At 72.9% G+C, this 17,560-nt stretch carries 13 protein-coding genes; 10 read left to right on the top strand and 3 right to left on the bottom strand.

All coding sequences use genetic code 11. From position 1 onward, the window contains the following. The first annotated feature begins 7 nt into the window (after window positions 1-7). Genes LO772_RS03305 through LO772_RS03285 form a run of 5 tightly spaced genes read left to right on the top strand, consistent with a single transcriptional unit; the run spans window position 8 to window position 6,088 of the window. Entirely contained in the window at window positions 8-1,090 is a 1,083-nt protein-coding gene (locus tag LO772_RS03305; RefSeq protein WP_231776812.1) for an XdhC family protein, read from the top strand. After that, the gene (gene mftC, locus LO772_RS03300) at window positions 1,087-2,286 is read left to right on the top strand and encodes a mycofactocin radical SAM maturase (protein WP_231776811.1); all 1,200 of its coding nucleotides are present in this window, start codon (window positions 1,087-1,089) and stop codon (window positions 2,284-2,286) included. The genes LO772_RS03305 and mftC overlap by 4 nt, the downstream gene beginning before the upstream one ends. Window positions 2,287-2,335: 49 nt before the next feature. Further along, window positions 2,336-3,529 carry a pre-mycofactocin synthase MftD gene (mftD, locus tag LO772_RS03295; RefSeq protein WP_231776810.1) on the top strand — a complete coding sequence of 398 codons (1,194 nt, stop codon included), beginning with the start codon at window positions 2,336-2,338 and terminating at the stop codon, window positions 3,527-3,529. A 1-nt stretch (window position 3,530) separates the two neighbouring features. After that, entirely contained in the window at window positions 3,531-4,232 is a 702-nt protein-coding gene (mftE, locus tag LO772_RS03290) for a mycofactocin biosynthesis peptidyl-dipeptidase MftE (RefSeq protein WP_231776809.1), read from the top strand. Next, window positions 4,229-6,088, top strand: coding sequence for a glycosyltransferase (locus LO772_RS03285; RefSeq protein ID WP_231776808.1), 1,860 nt, complete (start codon window positions 4,229-4,231; stop codon window positions 6,086-6,088). The genes mftE and LO772_RS03285 overlap by 4 nt, the downstream gene beginning before the upstream one ends. Window positions 6,089-6,494: 406 nt before the next feature. On the opposite strand, the gene LO772_RS03280 is transcribed toward LO772_RS03285, so the two are convergent. Then, the gene (locus LO772_RS03280) at window positions 6,495-7,259 is read right to left on the bottom strand and encodes an SDR family NAD(P)-dependent oxidoreductase (RefSeq protein ID WP_231776807.1); all 765 of its coding nucleotides are present in this window, start codon (window positions 7,257-7,259) and stop codon (window positions 6,495-6,497) included. A gap of 61 nt (window positions 7,260-7,320) precedes the next feature. Beyond that, window positions 7,321-8,328, bottom strand: coding sequence for an aldo/keto reductase (locus LO772_RS03275; protein WP_231779413.1), 1,008 nt, complete (start codon window positions 8,326-8,328; stop codon window positions 7,321-7,323). A gap of 92 nt (window positions 8,329-8,420) precedes the next feature. Between LO772_RS03275 and LO772_RS03270 the strand changes: the two genes are divergently transcribed. Then, window positions 8,421-9,062, top strand: a complete 642-nt coding sequence (locus LO772_RS03270) for a TetR/AcrR family transcriptional regulator (RefSeq protein WP_231776806.1) — start codon at window positions 8,421-8,423, stop codon at window positions 9,060-9,062. A gap of 470 nt (window positions 9,063-9,532) precedes the next feature. Here the strand turns inward: LO772_RS03270 and LO772_RS03265 are convergent, their stop codons facing one another. Continuing rightward, window positions 9,533-10,312 (bottom strand): TetR/AcrR family transcriptional regulator, encoded by a 780-nt coding sequence (locus LO772_RS03265; protein ID WP_231776805.1) that lies wholly within the window; start codon window positions 10,310-10,312, stop codon window positions 9,533-9,535. A gap of 398 nt (window positions 10,313-10,710) precedes the next feature. Between LO772_RS03265 and LO772_RS03260 the strand changes: the two genes are divergently transcribed. The 4 genes from LO772_RS03260 (at window position 10,711) to LO772_RS03245 (ending at window position 17,496) form a co-directional block, all read left to right on the top strand. Further along, complete coding sequence (locus LO772_RS03260) at window positions 10,711-10,902, top strand: ferredoxin (protein ID WP_231776804.1); 192 nt, start codon at window positions 10,711-10,713, stop codon at window positions 10,900-10,902. Between the two features lie 46 nt (window positions 10,903-10,948). After that, window positions 10,949-12,319, top strand: a complete 1,371-nt coding sequence (locus tag LO772_RS03255) for a cytochrome P450 (protein WP_231776803.1) — start codon at window positions 10,949-10,951, stop codon at window positions 12,317-12,319. A gap of 399 nt (window positions 12,320-12,718) precedes the next feature. After that, window positions 12,719-14,158, top strand: a complete 1,440-nt coding sequence (locus tag LO772_RS03250) for a flavin monoamine oxidase family protein (protein WP_231776802.1) — start codon at window positions 12,719-12,721, stop codon at window positions 14,156-14,158. After that, complete coding sequence (locus tag LO772_RS03245) at window positions 14,155-17,496, top strand: ferritin-like protein (protein ID WP_231776801.1); 3,342 nt, start codon at window positions 14,155-14,157, stop codon at window positions 17,494-17,496. The genes LO772_RS03250 and LO772_RS03245 overlap by 4 nt, the downstream gene beginning before the upstream one ends. The last annotated feature ends 64 nt before the right edge of the window (window positions 17,497-17,560 follow it).

Here is a 17,560-nt window from a genome sequence, read left to right as displayed (position 1 = left end):
AGGCACGATGCGTGAGGTCGCCGACCGCCTTGCGGCGTGGCACGACGCGGGCACCCGCTACGCCCTGGCCACGGTGATCTCGGTATCCGGCAGCGCCCCCCGCGACCCCGGCGCGGTGATGGCCGTCGCGGAGGACGGCGAAGTGCTCGGCAGCGTGTCCGGCGGCTGCGTCGAGGGCGCGGTCTACGAGCTGTGCCGCGAGGTGATCGCCACCGGGACGGCCGTCCGCGAGAGCTTCGGCTACTCCGACGAGACCGCCTTCGAGGTCGGCCTGACCTGCGGCGGCACCATCGAGGTGTTCGTCCAGCCCGCCCCCGCGATCGAGGTCGTCCGCGCGGCCCGGGGCTCCGCGCCCGTGGCCCTCGCGCACCTCCTCGACGGCTCCGGCCCGACCCTCGCCGTCCTCCCGGACGGACACCGAGGCGGCACCGGGGAACCGGACGTCGACGCCGTGGTGGTCACCGAGGCGCGCGCCATGCTCGACAGCGGCATGAGCGGAGTCCTGTCCGTGCGGTGCCGCCCGGGCCTGGAGGTCTTCATCGCGTCCTACGCGACCAAGCCCCGGCTGCTGGTCTTCGGCGCCACCGACTACGCCCGATCGGTGGCGTCCATCGGCAGGTTCCTCGGCTACCGCGTCACGGTGTGCGACGCCCGCCCGGTGTTCGCCACCCCGACACGGTTCCCCGACGCGGACGAGGTCGTCGTCGACTGGCCGCACCGCTACCTCGCGGGCACAACGACCGACGCCCGTACGGCGGTTGTGGTCCTCACCCACGAAGCCAAGTTCGACGTACCGCTGTTGGAGGTCGCGCTGCGCCTGCCCGTGGCGTACATCGGCGCGATGGGGTCCCGCCGCACGCACGCCGAACGCCTCGCGAGGCTCCGCGAAATCGGCCTCGCCGAAACGGAGTTGGCGCGCCTGAGAGCGCCCATCGGGCTCGACGTCGGGGCGCGTACGCTCGAGGAGACAGCGGTGTCGATCGCCGCCGAACTCATCGCCATCCGGCGCGGCGGCACCACGCTGCCGCTCACCCGGACCGACGGCCCCATCCACCACCAGACCCAACGCGAAGGACCGGGTGCCGCATGACCGTTCACACCGCACCCCAGCGGTTGACCGACCTGTTCGAGGCCGGCCTCGACGCACCGATCTGCCTGACCTGGGAACTGACGTACGCCTGCAACCTCGCCTGCGCGCACTGCCTGTCCAGCTCCGGACGCCGCGACCCGCGCGAGCTGAGCACCGCCGAGGCCAAGGCCGTCATCGACGAACTGGAGGCCATGCAGGTCTTCTACGTCAACATCGGCGGCGGGGAACCCACCGTGCGCCCGGACTTCTGGGAACTGCTCGACTACGCCACCGCTCACCACGTCGGCGTCAAGTTCTCCACCAACGGCGTCCGCATCACCCCCGACGCCGCCCGCCGCCTCGCCGCGAACGACTACGTCGACGTCCAGATCTCCCTGGACGGCGCCACCCCCGACGTCAACGACCCGCTGCGCGGCGAGGGTTCGTACGACACCGCGATCCGCGCGATGCGCAACCTCGCCGACGCCGGCATGCGGAACTTCAAACTCTCCGTCGTGTGCACCCGGCAGAACATCCCGCAGATCGACGCGTTCAAGGAACTCGCCGACCGCTACGGGGCACAGCTGCGGCTGACCCGGCTGCGCCCATCCGGCCGCGGCGTGGACGTGTGGGACGACCTCCACCCGACCGCCGCACAACAGCGGGAGCTGTACGACTGGTTGCTCGCCAACGGCGACGAAGTCCTCACCGGCGACTCCTTCTTCCACCTGTCGGCCTACGGCAAGTCGCTGCCCGGCCTGAACCTTTGCGGGGCCGGCCGCGTCGTGTGCCTGATCGACCCCGTCGGCGACGTCTACGCCTGCCCGTTCGCCATCCACGACGATTTCCTCGCCGGGAACGTCCGTGACACCGGCGGCTTCTCGGGCGTGTGGCAGACGTCGGAACTCTTCCGCGAGCTGCGCGCACCGCAGACCGGCGGCGCGTGCGCCTCTTGCTCGTTCTACGACACCTGCAAGGGCGGCTGCATGGCCGCCAAGTTCTTCACCGGCCTGCCGCTCGACGGGCCCGACCCGGAGTGCGTGCGCGGCCTCGGCGAAGAGCTGCTGGCCGAACGCCCCGACGACCGCGGGCACGTGCCGCGCCCCGGCGTCGACCACTCCCGTACCGGACCGTCCCGCGCGGTCCCGGTCACCATCGCCCGCCGTCCCCCCGTATCCGCCTGCGACGAGAACCCCGTGGCGGGGCTCGCGCTGTGATCGGACAGCCGCGCGCACAGACGCGCACTGCTGTGAGGAGTCACCGCCCATGTTGAGGAACCCCTGGTTCGAGACGGTCGCCGAGGCCCGGCGGCGCGCGAAGAAGCGCCTGCCGGCGAGCGTCTACTCCGCGCTGCTGGCCGGCTCCGAGCGCGGCAGGACGATCGACGACAACTGCGCCGCGTTCGCCGACCTCGGCTTCGCCCCCAAGGTCGCCGGGCACCACGCCGAACGCGACCTCGCCACCACCGTGCTCGGCGTCGAGACATCGATGCCGGTGGTCATATCCCCGACCGGCGTGCAGGCGGTCGACCCCGACGGGGAACTCGCCGTCGCCCGCGCCGCCGCCAACCGGGGCGTCGTCATGGGCCTCAGCTCGTTCGCCAGCAAACCGGTCGAAGAGGTCTGCGAGGCCAACCCGAACGTCTTCTTCCAGATCTACTGGACCGGCGACCGCGACGCGATGCTGCACCGCATGGAACGCGCCCGCGAGGCCGGGGCCAAGGCGCTCATCCTCACACTCGACTGGTCGTTCTCGCACGGCCGCGACTGGGGCAGCCCCGTCATCCCCGACAAGGTCGACCTGCGCACGGTGGTGCGCATGGCCCCCGAGGTGCTGCCCCGGCCCGGGTGGCTGTGGCGGTTCGCCCGCACCGGCGCGCTGCCCGACCTGACGGCGCCGAACATGCGCCCGCCCGGCGGCGAGGCGCCGACGTTCTTCGGCGCGTACGGCGAATGGATGCAGACGCCGCCGCCGAGCTGGGACGACGTGAAGTGGTTGCGCACCGAGTGGGGAGAGCGGCCCTTCCTGCTCAAGGGCGTCGCCCGCGTCGACGACGCCCGCCGCGCGGTCGACGCCGGCGTGACCGCGATCTCCGTGTCCAACCACGGCGGCAACAACCTCGACACCACCCCGGCCACGATCCGCCTGCTGCCCGCGATCGCGGACGCCGTCGGCGACGAGATCGAGATCCTGCTCGACGGCGGTGTCCGGCGCGGCGGCGACGTCGCGAAGGCCCTCGCGCTCGGCGCCCGCGCGGTGCTCATCGGCCGCGCGTACCTGTGGGGACTCGCCGCGAACGGCCAGGCCGGCGTCGAGAACGTTTTGGACATCATGCGCGGCGGCCTCGACTCGGCGGTCCTCGGCCTCGGGCACGCGTCGGTACGCGACCTGTCCCCGGGCGACCTCCACATCCCCGCCGGCTTCCCGGTCACCCTCGGCGGAACGTCCGCCACCACCTGAGATGACGACGCGGCTCGCCGACGACGCCTGGCCCGACGTGGCCGAGGGCGGCACGGTCCTGGTCCCGCTCGGCTCCACCGAGCAGCACGGCCCCCACCTGCCGCTGTCCACGGACACCGTCATCGCCGCGGCCGTGGCCGACCGCGTGGCGGCGGTGCTGCCCGGAACCGTCCGGGTGGCACCGGCCGTCCCGTACGGCGCCAGCGGCGAGCACGCGGGATTCCCCGGAACCGTCTCGATCGGCCACGAAGCCCTGCACACCCTGCTCGTCGAACAGGTGCGCTCCCTCGCGCTGTGGGCCGCCCGCGTCGTCTTCGTCAACGGCCACGGCGGCAACACCGCCGCACTCGGCGGCGCGGTGCGCCAACTCCGCGACGAGGGCCACGACACCGCCGGTCTCGCGTGCGAGGCACCCGGCGGCGACGCGCACGCCGGGCGCACCGAGACCTCGCTCATGCTGCACCTCGCCCCCGAACAGGTGCGGTTGCCGCGAGCCGCACCCGGCGAACGCCGCCCGATCGCCGCGATCCTGCCCGAACTGCGGGCACACGGCGTCCGGTTCGTCGCCCCCAACGGCGTCCTCGGCGATCCGGGCGGCGCCACCGCCGACGAAGGGCGGCGCATCCTCGGCGCGATGGCCGCCGACGCCGTCCGGCGGATCACCGCGTGGCGCGTCGGCCCGCACGGAAGGCTGCTGCCGTGACCCGGCCCCTGCCGCCCGGACTTCCCGTCGCCCTCGACGCCGACGTCTCCCTGTGGGCCGGCGGACGCGTCGCCACCGGCGGCTCACCCTGGCGCCTCGCCCGCTTCAAGGACGCCGCCGGACCCCACCTCGCGGCCCTGCGCCGCGCGGGAGCCCGAGGCCTGGCTCCCGCGTCACCGGTCGGCCGCGCGCTGGCCCGCCAACTCGTCGACCGCGGCCTCGCCCACCCGGTCCCCGCGCCGAGGCCCGGACCGCATCCGGTCACCGTCGTCGTGCCCGCCTACCGGCGGCCCGACGAACTCGCCCGCTGCCTCGCCGCGTTGGCCGGGCTGTCGGTGATCGTCGTCGACGACGGCTCCCCGGACGCCGCGTCGCTCCGCGATGTCGCCGACGCCCACGGCGCGGTGCTGGTCCGGCATACCGCCAACCGCGGACCGGCCGCCGCCCGCAACACCGGACTGGCGCTCGCCCGCAGCCCGTTCGTCGCGTTCGTCGACTCCGACTGCCGCCCCGAACCGGGCTGGCTCGACACCCTCGTCCCGTACTTCGACGATCCCCGCGTCGCGGCGGTCGCCCCGCGGATCGTTCCGGACGGGATCGCGGACGACGCCGGGGAATCGGCCGGAGGGCGTGGGGCGGGGGACGGCGGGGACGGGACGGCGGACACCGGCGCGGCCGTCGCGTCGGACGGGCCGCTCGCCCCCGCGCCCGCGAAGGCGGGCACCCAAGCGACCGGCCGGGCGCGCGTCACGGCGGGCGCGGGCGCGGCGGCAGGTGCCAAGGCACGTGTGCGGGCAGCCGCCGGAGCGCGTGCCGGGCGGCTCGTCGAGGCGGCCCGCACCGCGGCCTCGGCGGTGCGTGCGGCGGTGCGCGGCACCGCACTTGCCCGCTCGGCAGCCGCGAAACGTCCGAAGACCTTCGCCGCGGCCCGCACGGAGCCCGTCGCCGCGGCGCGTGCGAGCGCCGCAGCCCCGACCACCCCGACCACCCCGGCCACGGCACCGGCGCCCGCGGCGCCACCCACCCGCACGCACCCGACGGCGCACGGCCTCCTCCTCCGCTACGAACACGCCCGCTCATCCCTGGACATGGGCGTGGCCCCCGCGCTCGTCCGTCCCGGCTCCAAGGTCGGATTCGTCCCGACCGCGACGCTGATCGTGCGCCGGGACGCCGTCCAGGACACGGCGTTCGACGAGGAGATGCGGCTGGGCGAGGACGTCGACTTCGTGTGGCGGCTCGACGGCCTCGGGCACCACGTCCGCTACCAGCCGCAGGCACGCGTCGCGCACACCCCGCGCCTGACGTGGTCCGCCTGGGCACGGCGGCGCCACGAGTACGGCACCTCCGCCGCCGCGCTCGCGGCCCGCCACCCGGGCAGGCTCGCCCCGCTGCGCCCCTCCGGCTGGAATCTGCTCACCCTCGCGCTGCTGGCCCGGGGCAAGCCCCTCCCGGCGGCCGGAAGCGCGGTTCTCTCCGCCGCCCTCCTGCGCCGCGGCCTCGCCGGGACGCCCTCCGCGACCGCGTTGAGCGCCACCGTCGTCGCGAAGGGCCTGACCGCCGACGCCGTCGCGGTGGGCCACGCGCTGCGCCGCGAATGGTGGCCGCTCGGCCTGTTGTGCCTGGCCGCGTCCCCGCGCGGCGCGACCGCCCGCGCGGCAGCCGCGGCCATGCTGGCGCCGGTGGCCGCCGAATGGTGGACGCGCCGCCCGGCCCGCGCGCTGGACCCGGTCCGGTGGATCGCCCTGCGCCTGGCCGACGACCTGTGCTACGGAACCGGCGTCACCGCCTCGGCGTGGCGCGACCGCTCCGCGGCGGCACTCCTGCCGGACGTCCGCTTCCCGATCCCGGGTCGGTGACACGGGGTTCCAGTAGGGGCCGGGCCCTTCCGCCGACGAGGGGACGGACGCGACAACACGCGGTCGTCGCCGGTGCCGCGTCGACGTCGTCGCACCGCGAGGGCGCGTCTCCCTCCGACGACCGCGTCCGGCGATCCGGCGGCGACGGAACCGGCCGTGCGGGTGGCCGAGATGCCGGTTTCCGTGACGCGCGTACGAGCAGGCGGCTGTGCCGAACCCCGGGCGGTGTCGGCGACCGCTCGGCCTCGTGCGCGGACATCGCCCCCCGACCGGCGGACCGCCCGGGGCGCACCGCACCCGCGCGACGCGCGGGCGCCGTACCCACGGCACGGCGCCCGCCTGTGATTCGCCGCGGCACACCGGTTTCCGCGGCTCCCGTGCGCGGAATCCGGTGTGCCGCCGTTCGTCAGGTGTTGCGTCCGCCGTTGACGCCGAAGATCTGGCCGGTGATGTAGCCGGCCTCGTCGCTGACGAGGAAGGCGGTCGCGGCGGCGATGTCCTCCGGGAGGCCCGCGCGCCGTACGGGGGTCAGGGAGGCGTGGTGGTCGACGGTGCCGCCGAGGAGGCCCTTGGCCTCGTTGCGCCGCGTCATGGGGGTGTCGATGAAGCCGGGCGGGATGGTGTTCACGGTGATGCCCTTGGGCCCGAATTCGAGGGCGAGGGACTTCGTGAGACCGACCACGCCGGACTTCGACGCGACGTAGTGGGTCATGAACGGCTGCCCGCCGTGCGTGCTGGAGGACGAGATGTTGACGATGCGCCCCCAGCGGGCGGCGATCATGTCGGGCAGCACCGCCTGGCAGCAGTGGAAGGTGCCGGTGAGGTTGACCCGCAGCAGGTTCTCCCAGGTCTCCTCGGTGATGTCGAGGAAGGCCTGGAAGCCCTCGCGTCCCGCGTTGTTGACGAGAATGCCGACGGGGCCGTAGGCGTCGCGCACCTGGGCCACGCCCCGGTCGATCCGCGCGCGGTCGGCGACGTCGACCGGGACGGCGAGCGCGGCGCCGCCCTCGGCGCGGATCTTCGCCGCCGCGGCCTCGGCCGCGTCCGCGTCGAGGTCGAACACGCCGACGTTGGCGCCGTCGTGGGCGAGCCGCCGGGCGATCGCCAGCCCGATGCCGGACGCCCCGCCGGTCACGATCGCGGTCCGGCCGGTCGAATTCTCTGCCGCCATGTCTGTTTCTCCCACTGTGATCACACCGCTGCCGTCACATGCCGTCGATGAACTACCCGTACTACACCCGGCGTTCGCCCCGGCGAAGCCAGTCCTGGAAGATGTCGATGAACGTCCCGGGGTACTCGTCCGGAAGCCGCGTCTCGCGTTCGAGGTTCGCCGCGATCTCGGGCGGGACGACGACGTCGAGCGACGCCAGGTTGTCGTCGAGTTGGGCCAGGGTCCGGGCGCCGATGATGACCGAGTCCACCGGCCGGTCACGCTGCCAGGCCAGCGCGAGTTGCGCGGGCGTACACCCGATCTCGGACGCGGCCTTCTGCACCGCCGCGGCGACCCGGAACCCGTGCTCGTTCTTGACCAGGGCGTCGAACGCGATCTCGCGCTGGCCCAGCCGCGTGTCGGCGATGTCGGCGTCGGGCTTGATCTTGCCGGTCAGCATTCCGGCGGCCAGGGGGCTCCACGCCACGAACCCCAGCCCCTCGTCCGCCATCAGCGGGAAGTGCTCGCGCTCCAGCGTGCGCACGATCAGGTTGTACTGGCCCTGGAGCGCGATGAACCGGGCGGCGCCGGTCCGCTCGCTGATCGACAGTGCCTTCATCAGCCGGTACGACCGCAGGTTCGACGCGCCCGTGTAGAGGACCTTGCCGGCGCGGACGAGGTCGTCCAGCGCCGCGATGGTCTCCTCCAGCGGGGTCGCGGTGTCGTCGACGTGCACCCAGTACAGGTCGATGTGGTCGGTGCCCAGCCGCCGCAGGCTCGACTCGCACGCGGCGACGATGTGCCGGCGGCCGGTGCCGCGGTCGTGGGGGCCGCGCCCGACCGGCAGCCCGAACTTCGTCCCGAGCACGACCTGCGACCGTCGGCCGCGTATGGCCTGTCCGACGATCTCCTCCGACGACCCGTAGGCGTCGGCGGTGTCGATGAAGTTGCCGCCGGCATCGAGATAGCGGTGGACGAGGGCGGTCGCCGTCTCCTCGTCGCATCCCCAGTCACGCATGCCGAAGGTCATGGCCCCGAGGGCCAGTTCGGAGACGTACAGGCCACTCGGCCCCAGGCGTCGCATCCGCATGCGGGTCACACCATGCCTTTCCTCCGTGCGGTCTCGCGGTGAAAAATATACGGTTCCGTTCATTTTCGTCAATGGGCCGTATACTTCGGCCGGTGAGCCCGACCCCACCCACGCGCGCGCGTATCGGCAGACCGTCGCAAGCCGAAGCGGCCCGACTCGACGAGCAGTTGCGGCAGGCGGCGTTCGAGATGTTCCTCGAACGCGGATTCGACGGCACCACGATGGAGGCCGTCGCGCAGGCCGCGGGTGTCACCAAGCGCACGCTCTACGCCCGCTACGGAGACAAGCGGACGCTGTTCGCGGCCGTCGTGCCGTGGGCGATGTCCCGGCACGGCGACGAGCAGGTCCCCGACGTCGCGGGTGATGACCTGGTCGCCGCGCTGACCGAGATCGGACGCTCCGCCCTTGTGCGCGCCACGGATCCCGACATGGTGCGGATCAGCCGGATGGCCATGGCCGAGTCGGAGCGGTTCCCCGAATTCGCGCGCAGCGCCGAGACGTTGACCTGGTCGCCCCGCATGCGCGCGGTCATGGACCTCCTGCGGCGGCACGCGGACGAGGGCGCCATCGAGGTCGACGACGTCGAGACCGCTGCCGAGCAATTCCTCGCCCTGGTCTCCGCGTTCCCCGCACGCCTCGCGGCGTTCGGCGTCACCCGCGCCCAGGAGGTCGAGGAACGCCGCCTCGACGAGGCCGTGCGGCTCTTCCTGAACGGCGTGCTGCCGCGCCGCTGACACGGGCCTTCGCGCGGGGCACGGCGTGCGCGAGCCGGACAAACCGCGCCGCCGACGCCCGGGGCGAACGGGTGCCCGGCTCTCTCGCGGGACGCGGTCGGCGCGGAGCGGCGTCGTGAACCTTGCCTTGTCGACGCGGGTGAGTGCGGTGTCGCCCTCTCGCGGGGCGCGTCCCGGGGCGGTACACCGGGCGGGGCGGGGCGGGTCCGGGGGTACGCGTCCGGAACCGGTTCGCGAAGCTCGCCGCCGACGCGGGGACGTTCGGCACCGGCGGCTCGCGAGACGCGGGCCGGGTGCGTGTGGGCCAGGGCGCACGAAACTTCGCGCCGTCGTGAGGCTTCTCCGCGCCGCGGTGGGGTCGTTCTCGGACGGCGTGCGGTCCGGGAGCGCCTGAGGCGGAGCGGGCGCGGGCGCGGGCGCGGGCGCGGTGGCGTGGAAGGTCGGTGTCGCGATCCGCGTCGCCGTGGCGCTTATACGCGCGGGAGCGTTGGGGCGGCGTCCTCGGCGCGACGCTCGGCCGGGGAATCCGCGGCCGTCGTGGGTTCGGGGTGGCCGGTGGCTTTCGGGGCCTGCGGGTGCTCGGGAGACGGTGTGGCCTCCGGCGCGGGGTGCGCCGCGGGTGCGGTCGCCGGTGGCGTGGCGGCGGCCTCCCCGTCCGCCGGGCCCGTGTCGTCGCGTTCCAGTCGCCGGATGTAGTCCTCGACGAACGCCGCGGTCTCGGCGTGTGCGGAGGACATGCCGATCGCGTGCTCCATCACCAGCATGCGCGAAACGCTCATCATCAGGAACGCCAGGACGGCCGGGGGGATTTTCTCCGACGAGATCCCGTACCGCTCCATGAGCCGGGGGAGCGCGTCCATCTGCTCGCGGCGCACGCGTTCCGCCTGGTGCACGATCTCCGCGCGGATCGCCTTGCGGTGGTTGGCGAGCGCGACGAACTCCATGGTCAGCGCCGTGTGGGTCTCCTCGGTGCTGAGCTCCCAGACCGCCCGCAGCGGATGCGGGGACGCCAGCGCGGCGGCCTGCCGCCTGCTGCCTTCCTCGGCACGGCGCCGGAAGACCGCCAGGAACAAGTCGTCCATCGTGCGGAAGTAGTAGTGCACGAGCTGCGGCTTCAGCCCGGCCTTGGCCGCGATGCGCCGCGAGCTGACCGCCGCGTACCCCTCGTCCAGCATGAGCTGTTCGGTGGCATCGAGCAGGAGGGCGCGGTTCTTGGCGTCCGGCGCACCGATCCTGCGGGGCGATGCCATGGCGGTCCTCCGAAAGCGTGCGGCGTCCAGGCTATTGCCGCGTCATGGTAGCGGAGGGTCGCGAACGTCCTATTGGCCCTCTTTCCCGATACCCGCACGGGGGCTCCGGCGCCGGGGAGCCCGCGGCGGGAGCGCGGTGGGGCCGACCCCTTGACCGTCACGGAGGCCGATGGAACCATGTCGTCACCACGGTGCTGTGCGAGTGCTCAGCGCCTCGGGAGCCGGCATCGAGGAAACGCGCGCGGAGATCTGGTGGTTCCCGGTCGGTTCGCCGACCCGGGGCGCGGGCCCACCGGTCGGCCGCGACGACCCGGTCCGGGCGTACCGGTGCGGCAACCCGGGCGCCGGGCGCCGATGTTCTCGCCACGACGATGCGAATTTCGGATGAGGAGAGCCAAGTGAAGGTGCGGGTTGACGAGGACCTCTGCCAGGGCCACACGCTGTGCGCCATGATCGCCCCCAAGGTGTTCGAACTCAGCGAGATCGACGGCCACTCGTCGCCGATCAGCGAGGACGTGCCGGCCGATCAGGAGGAGAAGGTCCAGGAAGCCGTGCGCTCGTGCCCGGAGCGCGCCATCTCGATCTTCTGACCCACCCCGACCGGTCCGACCCATCGCAGACGCAGGGAGCAGTTCCGTGAGCCAGGACGAGATCGTCGCCGACGACGAGCGCAGGACGCCGGTTTTCCAGTTCGACCGGCACACTCCCGAGTACCGAGGGCAGTTCGAGGCGATCACCTCGGAAATGCAGGCGAAGTGTCCGATCGCGTGGTCGGACACGTACGGCGGGCACTGGGTGACCGCCGGCAACGCCGAGACCTTCGAGGTCGCCAGGTCCTCGCAATACCTGTCGAACGACCACGACGTCAACAACGAGCGCAAGGGCTACAAGGGGATCACCATCCCGACGCCGGACCGCGGCAACTCCTACCGCGGCGGCTTCCTGGAGATGGACCCGCCGGAGCAGCGCTGGTACCGCCAGGCACTCAACCCGTACATGTCGCCCGCCGCGATGACCCGCTGGATTCCGGTCATCGACGAGGTCGTCCGGGCCTGCATCGACGAGAAGATCGAGTCGGGGTCCATCGACTTCGTCGAGGACCTCGCCAACGTCGTGCCCGCCGTGCTCACCCTGGCCATGATGGGCATCCCGCTGGCCAACTGGACGATCTACAACGAGCCGGCCCACGCCAGCGTCTACACGCCGCCGGACTCCCCGGACGCGGAGCGCGTCAAGGGCCTCCAAATGGCGATGGGCGCCGACCTCTTCAAGCAGATGATGGAGGTCCGGGAGAACCCGCGCCCCGGCCTGATCCACGCCCTGCTCACCGCCGACATCGGCGGGCAGCCCGGGCCGGACATGGATCTGCTCGGCATCCTCGCCCTGCTGATCGGCGGCGGTTTCGACACCACGACCGCACTGACGGCCCACGCGCTGGAGTGGCTGTCGGAGAACCCCGAGGAGCGTGCCCGCCTCAGCCGCGAGCGGGACACACTCCTCAACTCCGCCACCGAGGAGTTCCTGCGCTACTACACCCCCGCACCGGGTGACGGGCGCACGATCTCCGCCGACTGCGAGATCGCCGGAACCAGCTTCAAGGAAGGCGAACGCGTCTGGGTCTCCTGGGCGATGGCCAACCGCGACCCGAAGGTGTTCGAGAACCCGAACGCGATCGACCTCGCGCGCACCGGCAACCGGCACAGCAGCTTCGGCCTCGGCATCCACCGCTGCATCGGCTCGAACGTCGCGCGCACGGTGTTCAAGCGCATGGTGGTCGCGGTGCTCGACCGCATGCCCGACTACAAGTGCGACCCCGAGGGCGCCCGGCACTACGACACCATCGGCGTCATCAACGGCATGCGCAATCTCCCCGCGACCTTCACCCCCGGGGAGAGGCTGGGCGAAGGGCTCGACGCGACGCTGGAGAAGCTCCAGCGCCTCTGTGACGAACAGCGCCTCGCCGAGCCGGTCACGGCCAAGTCCGCGAAGGGGGACGCCGACCGCTGACCCACGGACGGCGGTGCCGGTACGGGAGCACCCGCACCGCCACGGGCGTGGCCGCCCCGACTCGTCGGGGCGGCCACGCCCTGCGCGTGTCCGGTGCACGGCGCGGCGCACGCGCCCGCGCCCCTTCGCCGGGAACCGGGCGCCGCCGGTGCCCGCGGGGCGGGCCGCGGTGTCCCCGGCCGCTGCGAAACGCGCGTAGACAAACGATGCCCCGGCGTGTTGGCACCCGTCCCCGACAGGAACCTACGCGGTCACGCGGGCTGCCACCCACGAGTCGGTGAAACCGGCGCGTGAACAGCACGTTCGTGCCTCCAGGGCCGATGGTTCCGGGGGATGTGGGGGAGCACGCCACTCGCGCAAAGTCGGTCTTCTCAAGCCGACAACGCGGGAGGCAAGGCTGTGGATGGGCGGACGGAGGACCAGGACGGCATCGTCGTCCTCGGCGCCGGCATCGCGGGGCTCGTCGCCGCGTATGAACTGGAGTCGCTGGGGCACCGGGTGACCGTCCTGGAGGGCAGCGGGCGCATCGGAGGGCGGATCCACACCCACCGTTTCGGCACCGCGGACGACGCCCCCCACGCCGAGCTGGGCGCCATGCGCATCCCGGCGACCCACGAGCTGACCATGCGGTATGTCCACAAGCTGGGCCTCGGCGACGCACTGCGCCCCTTCCACACCATCCTGAGCGACGCGAACAACCGCCTGGACACCGGAAGCGGCTTCGTCCGCGTCCGCGACGCCGCCGGGCCGCTGGTGGCCGACCTGCGCCGCGACGTGCCCACGGAGTCCCACAAGCCGGAGACCGTCCTGTTCGGCGCCTGGCTGGCCGCGGTCGTCCGGGCCATCAGCCCCGCCGAGCTGCGCGACAACCTCGCCGTCGACCTGGCCGCGTTACTCCCGCTCGCCGACCGCGTCGACCTGCGGCCCTACCTCCACGGCCCCGGCCGCGACCGCATCGACCTCGGCGCCGCCTTCCGCGCCCACCCCGAGCTGCGCGCGGGATGCAGCCCCCGGCTGTATGTCTTCCTCGACGACCTGCTGCTGGAGACCAGCACCACGCTGAGCTACCTCAGCGGCGGCATGAGCCGCCTCACCGACCGCCTCGCCGACCGCATCCACGGGCCGATCCTGCTCGGCCGCGAGATCGTCGGCGTCCACGCGGGAGACGACTCCGTCGCGGTCGCGCTGCGCCACGGCCCGCACGGGCTCACCCGCCGCCACCCGGCCGCGCTGTGCACCCTGCCGTTCTCGGTGCTGCGCGGCATCCCGCTCGAAGGCGTCGACGACGACAAACGCGACGTCATCGCCACCATGGAGTACGGCTCGGCGACCAAGATCGCCCTGCTGTGCCGCGAGCCGTTCTGGGAACACGCCGGGATCCGCGGCGGGGCATCCGCCACCGGCGGGCGCACGCGCCAGACCTACTACCCGCAGCCCGAGGGCGACCCGGCGCACGGCGCCGTCCTCCTCGGCTCGTACGCCATCGCGGAGGACGCCCATCTGCTCGGGCGCTTCCCCGCCGCGGCCCGGCACTCCGCCGTCGTCGACGAACTCGCCCTGCTGCACCCGGAGTTGAAGGAACCCGGCATGGTGCTGGACGCCGCCTCCATGGCGTGGTCCGACAACCCGTGGAGCAACGGCTGCACCGCGATCCGCTGGCGCTGGGGCAGCGACGCCGACCGCAGCGACGAGGAGATGCGGCGCGCCGCCCGACCGCAAGGGCGGCTCTTCTTCGCCGGAGAGCACTGCTCGACCACCCCCGCCTGGATCAACGGCGCCATCGAATCGGCACTGGGCGCGGTCACCGCCATCGACACAGCGATCAGGAGCACCCGGTGAGCGTCTTCGACCTACCCCGCCTGCACTTCGCCGGCACCGCCGTCACCCGACTCCCCACCGGGCCGCGCGGCGGACTCTACGACCTCGCGCACAACCGCGCGGTGACCGCCGACGGCACCCCCTTCCCCACCGACCGCCCCGCCCACGAGTACCACGACCACCTCGACACCCTCGGCCACCGCTACGAACCCGACGGCCGCGCCGCCCCCGACGGCCGGTTCGGCACCGTCAAGGGGTGGAACTTCGGTGGCAACGGCCACTTCTGGGTCGACGCCCGGATCACCGGCTGGGAGCACACACCCGGCGACGCCGACACCACCGACCCCGTCGTCGGCCGGCACGTCGACATGTGGGGCCACTACAACGACTACCTGGCCACCACGTTCAACCGCGCGCGGGTCCTCGACATCGACCCCGCGTCCAACTGGACCACCACCGTCATGGTCGGCGGATTCGGCTTCGGCCGCACGGGCCGCTCCCACGAGACCGGATCCATGGCCATCGGCCCGGTCACCGGCCTGCAACCGCCGCGCTGGCAGAACTCCCGCCACATCCTCGACACCGGAGACCACCCGCTGGCCGACCTGTTCCGGCGCTCGGTCGTCCACCAGTTCGTCGTCGACGCCGACCAGGGCCTCGAATGGTTCGCCGAGGCCGAGACCTCCGAAGCCGCCCGGCGGCTGCGCACCCGCGCCGCCGAAGACGGCCGCGGCGGCCTCGTCGTGCGGTTCGCGCTGACCAACATGGCCGCCCCGCAGGCGTGCGACGCCCCCGACATCTGGCAGGTGCGCGGCACCATCGCCGCGTGGCACCGCGACGAGGAACGCACCTGCCCCGCCGGGCGATTGCTGACCGCCCGCGCTCCGCGCCGGGACGGCACCGCGACGCCGCTCCACAACGCCGCCGTCCACGTGACCGCCGACCACACCACACTCGACCTCGTCACGGCCGTCCCCGCTGTCCGCCGCGATCCCCGACCCGGCCCCGGACCGGAACGCGTTCACCCCCTCGGCCCGCGCCTCGACGTCGGAGACCTGGAGCTGCGCACGCGCGACACGCGGCACCTGGTGGCCCGCGTCCCCCGCGAGGCCTACCTCGGCGACACCGACACCACCGGGGGCCTCGTCACCGTCCCCACCCACCCCGAGTACGCGGCCCGTCCCGCCGAGCCCGCCGAACCACTCGTGCTGGTGGGCACGCTCGCCGGCGGCACACCCGAAGTGCTCCTCGCCGAAGAGGAGATCGTCGTCCGCGCCGACGACTCCGCCCTCATCCTGGACCCGGCCGACCCCGGCGCCGACGTCGGAACCCCCGTGCCGCTCCGCGCCTACCGCCTCGGCCGCCCGGCCCAGGCCCGCCTGCACGTCCGGCAGTTCTTCAACCCCCGCGCCCTGCCCGGAGACCCCAGGGCCGCACGCGGCGCCCGCTGCGGCGACGTGCGCGTCGTCGACGTCCGCCCGCACCACCCGGACCCCGCCGACGACGAAGGCGACGCGACGACCGCGTGGGCCGACGCCTGCACCGTCACGACCGACACCGACGGGCGGGCCCACCTCGCCGTCCGCTACGCCTCGGCCGGGGCCACCCGCCTGCTCATCGTCCCCGTCGACGACACACTCCCCGGCGATCCGGACGCACCCGGGTCGGCCGCCCGGGCCTACGACAACGACGACCACCTGGGGTATTGGCCGGCCGTGTGCGCCGTCGACGCGCGCGTGCTCCCCGACACCCGGCACCTCGACGACATCCCCCGCGACCAGGTCACCTTCGACGTCCTCTACCGCGAGGTCTTCGCCCCGTACGAACTGCTCTACTCGTTCATGAAGGACGAGGTCTTCAGCCTCGCCGACCGGTCCCGCGTCGGTACGTACGCGCGCCTGATCTGGCTCATGTGCGACCCGGCGAACCGCGACAAGACGTTCTTCATGCCGTCCACCCGCGACATGACCGGCCCGCAGGCCCGGCTCCTCCTCGCCTACCTGAGGCTGGACGAGTCGAGCCGCCGCCCGCCGCCCCGGCTCGTCCCCCGGCGGGCCCGCGACGGCGCCATCACCACGCGCGGGCAGCTCTACGACGGCCTCTGCCAGGCCGCCGGCGCCGAACTCGCCATCATGATGCAGTACTTGTACGCCGCCTGGTCGATCCCGATGTACGAGGCCGGCCGCGAGCTCGTCGAGCGTGGCACCTGGACCAAGGAACAACACCGCCTCGCCTGCGGCGAAGGCGCGGAGACGCTCTCCAACGGCATCCGCGGCAACCTCCTCGGCATCGCCCGCGAGGAGATGATGCACTTCCTGGTGATCAACAACATCATCACCGCGATGGGGCAGCCCTTCCACCTGCCGCGGATCGACTTCGGCACCCGCGACAGCGGCCTGCGGGTGCCGCTCGACCTGTCGCTGGAGGCATTCGGCCTCGGCAGCGTCCAACGGTTCATCGCCCTCGAACAGCCGTATGGCAGCCTCCCCGACCTCGAAACCGACGGCGCCGTACCCCGCACCACCGCGGGGCCTTACCCCTACCAGTCGCTCAGCGACCTGTACGCGGCGATCCGCGAAGGCCTCGCCGTGGTGCCCGACCTCTTCCTCGTCGACAAGGGCCGAGGAGGCGGCGAACACCACCTGTTCATGCGCAAGTCCCTCAACGCGGTCCACCCCGACTACCAGTTGGAGGTGGACGACGTCGCCAGCGCGCAGTTCGCCATCGACTTCGTCACCGAACACGGCGAAGGCGACGTCCTGGACGGCAATCGGCACGGCGAGGAATCCCACTACGACACGTTCCTGCGCATCTCCGACCTGCTCACCGCGGAACACATGGGCGGCGCCGGGCAGCCCGCCGACGGCGCTCGGCGGCGCCCGCCCTGGACGCCCGCCTACCCGGTGCCGCGCAACCCCTCGCTGCACGACCGCAATCCCGCGCGCGAACACGTCACCAACCCCGAGGCGCGGGCCGCGATGGTGGTGTTCAACCGCTCGTACTTCCTCATGAACCAGCTCATGATCCAGCACTTCGGAGCCGCCCCCGACGCCAGCCTGCGCCGCTCGCACCTCATGAACGCCGCCATCGACGTCATGACGGGCATGATGCGGCCCCTCGCGGAACACATCGTGACGCTGCCCTCCGGCCGCCCGGGCCGCACCGCGGGCCCGTCGTTCGAACTGGAGGAGGAGCCCGGCCTCATCCCCCGACCGGACGTCGCGATGCGGTCGATCGGCCTGCGGTTCGCCCATCTCACGGTGATGGCCGCGGAGTTGCCCGGTCTGCCGTCCCGCGTCTCCGAGCTGATGCGGTACTACGCGGACTATTTCCGGACGTACGACACCGGCGGCGCGTGACAGGAGCGAAGGCCCTTCCACCTGGGGGCAGTTCGACAAAAAGTGACAAACGGTAGTTTTGACG

Origin of the sequence: Yinghuangia sp. ASG 101, from assembly GCF_021165735.1 — a bacterium.
Lineage (GTDB): Bacteria > Actinomycetota > Actinomycetes > Streptomycetales > Streptomycetaceae > Yinghuangia.
This window is presented reverse-complemented; position numbering and strand designations above follow the sequence as displayed.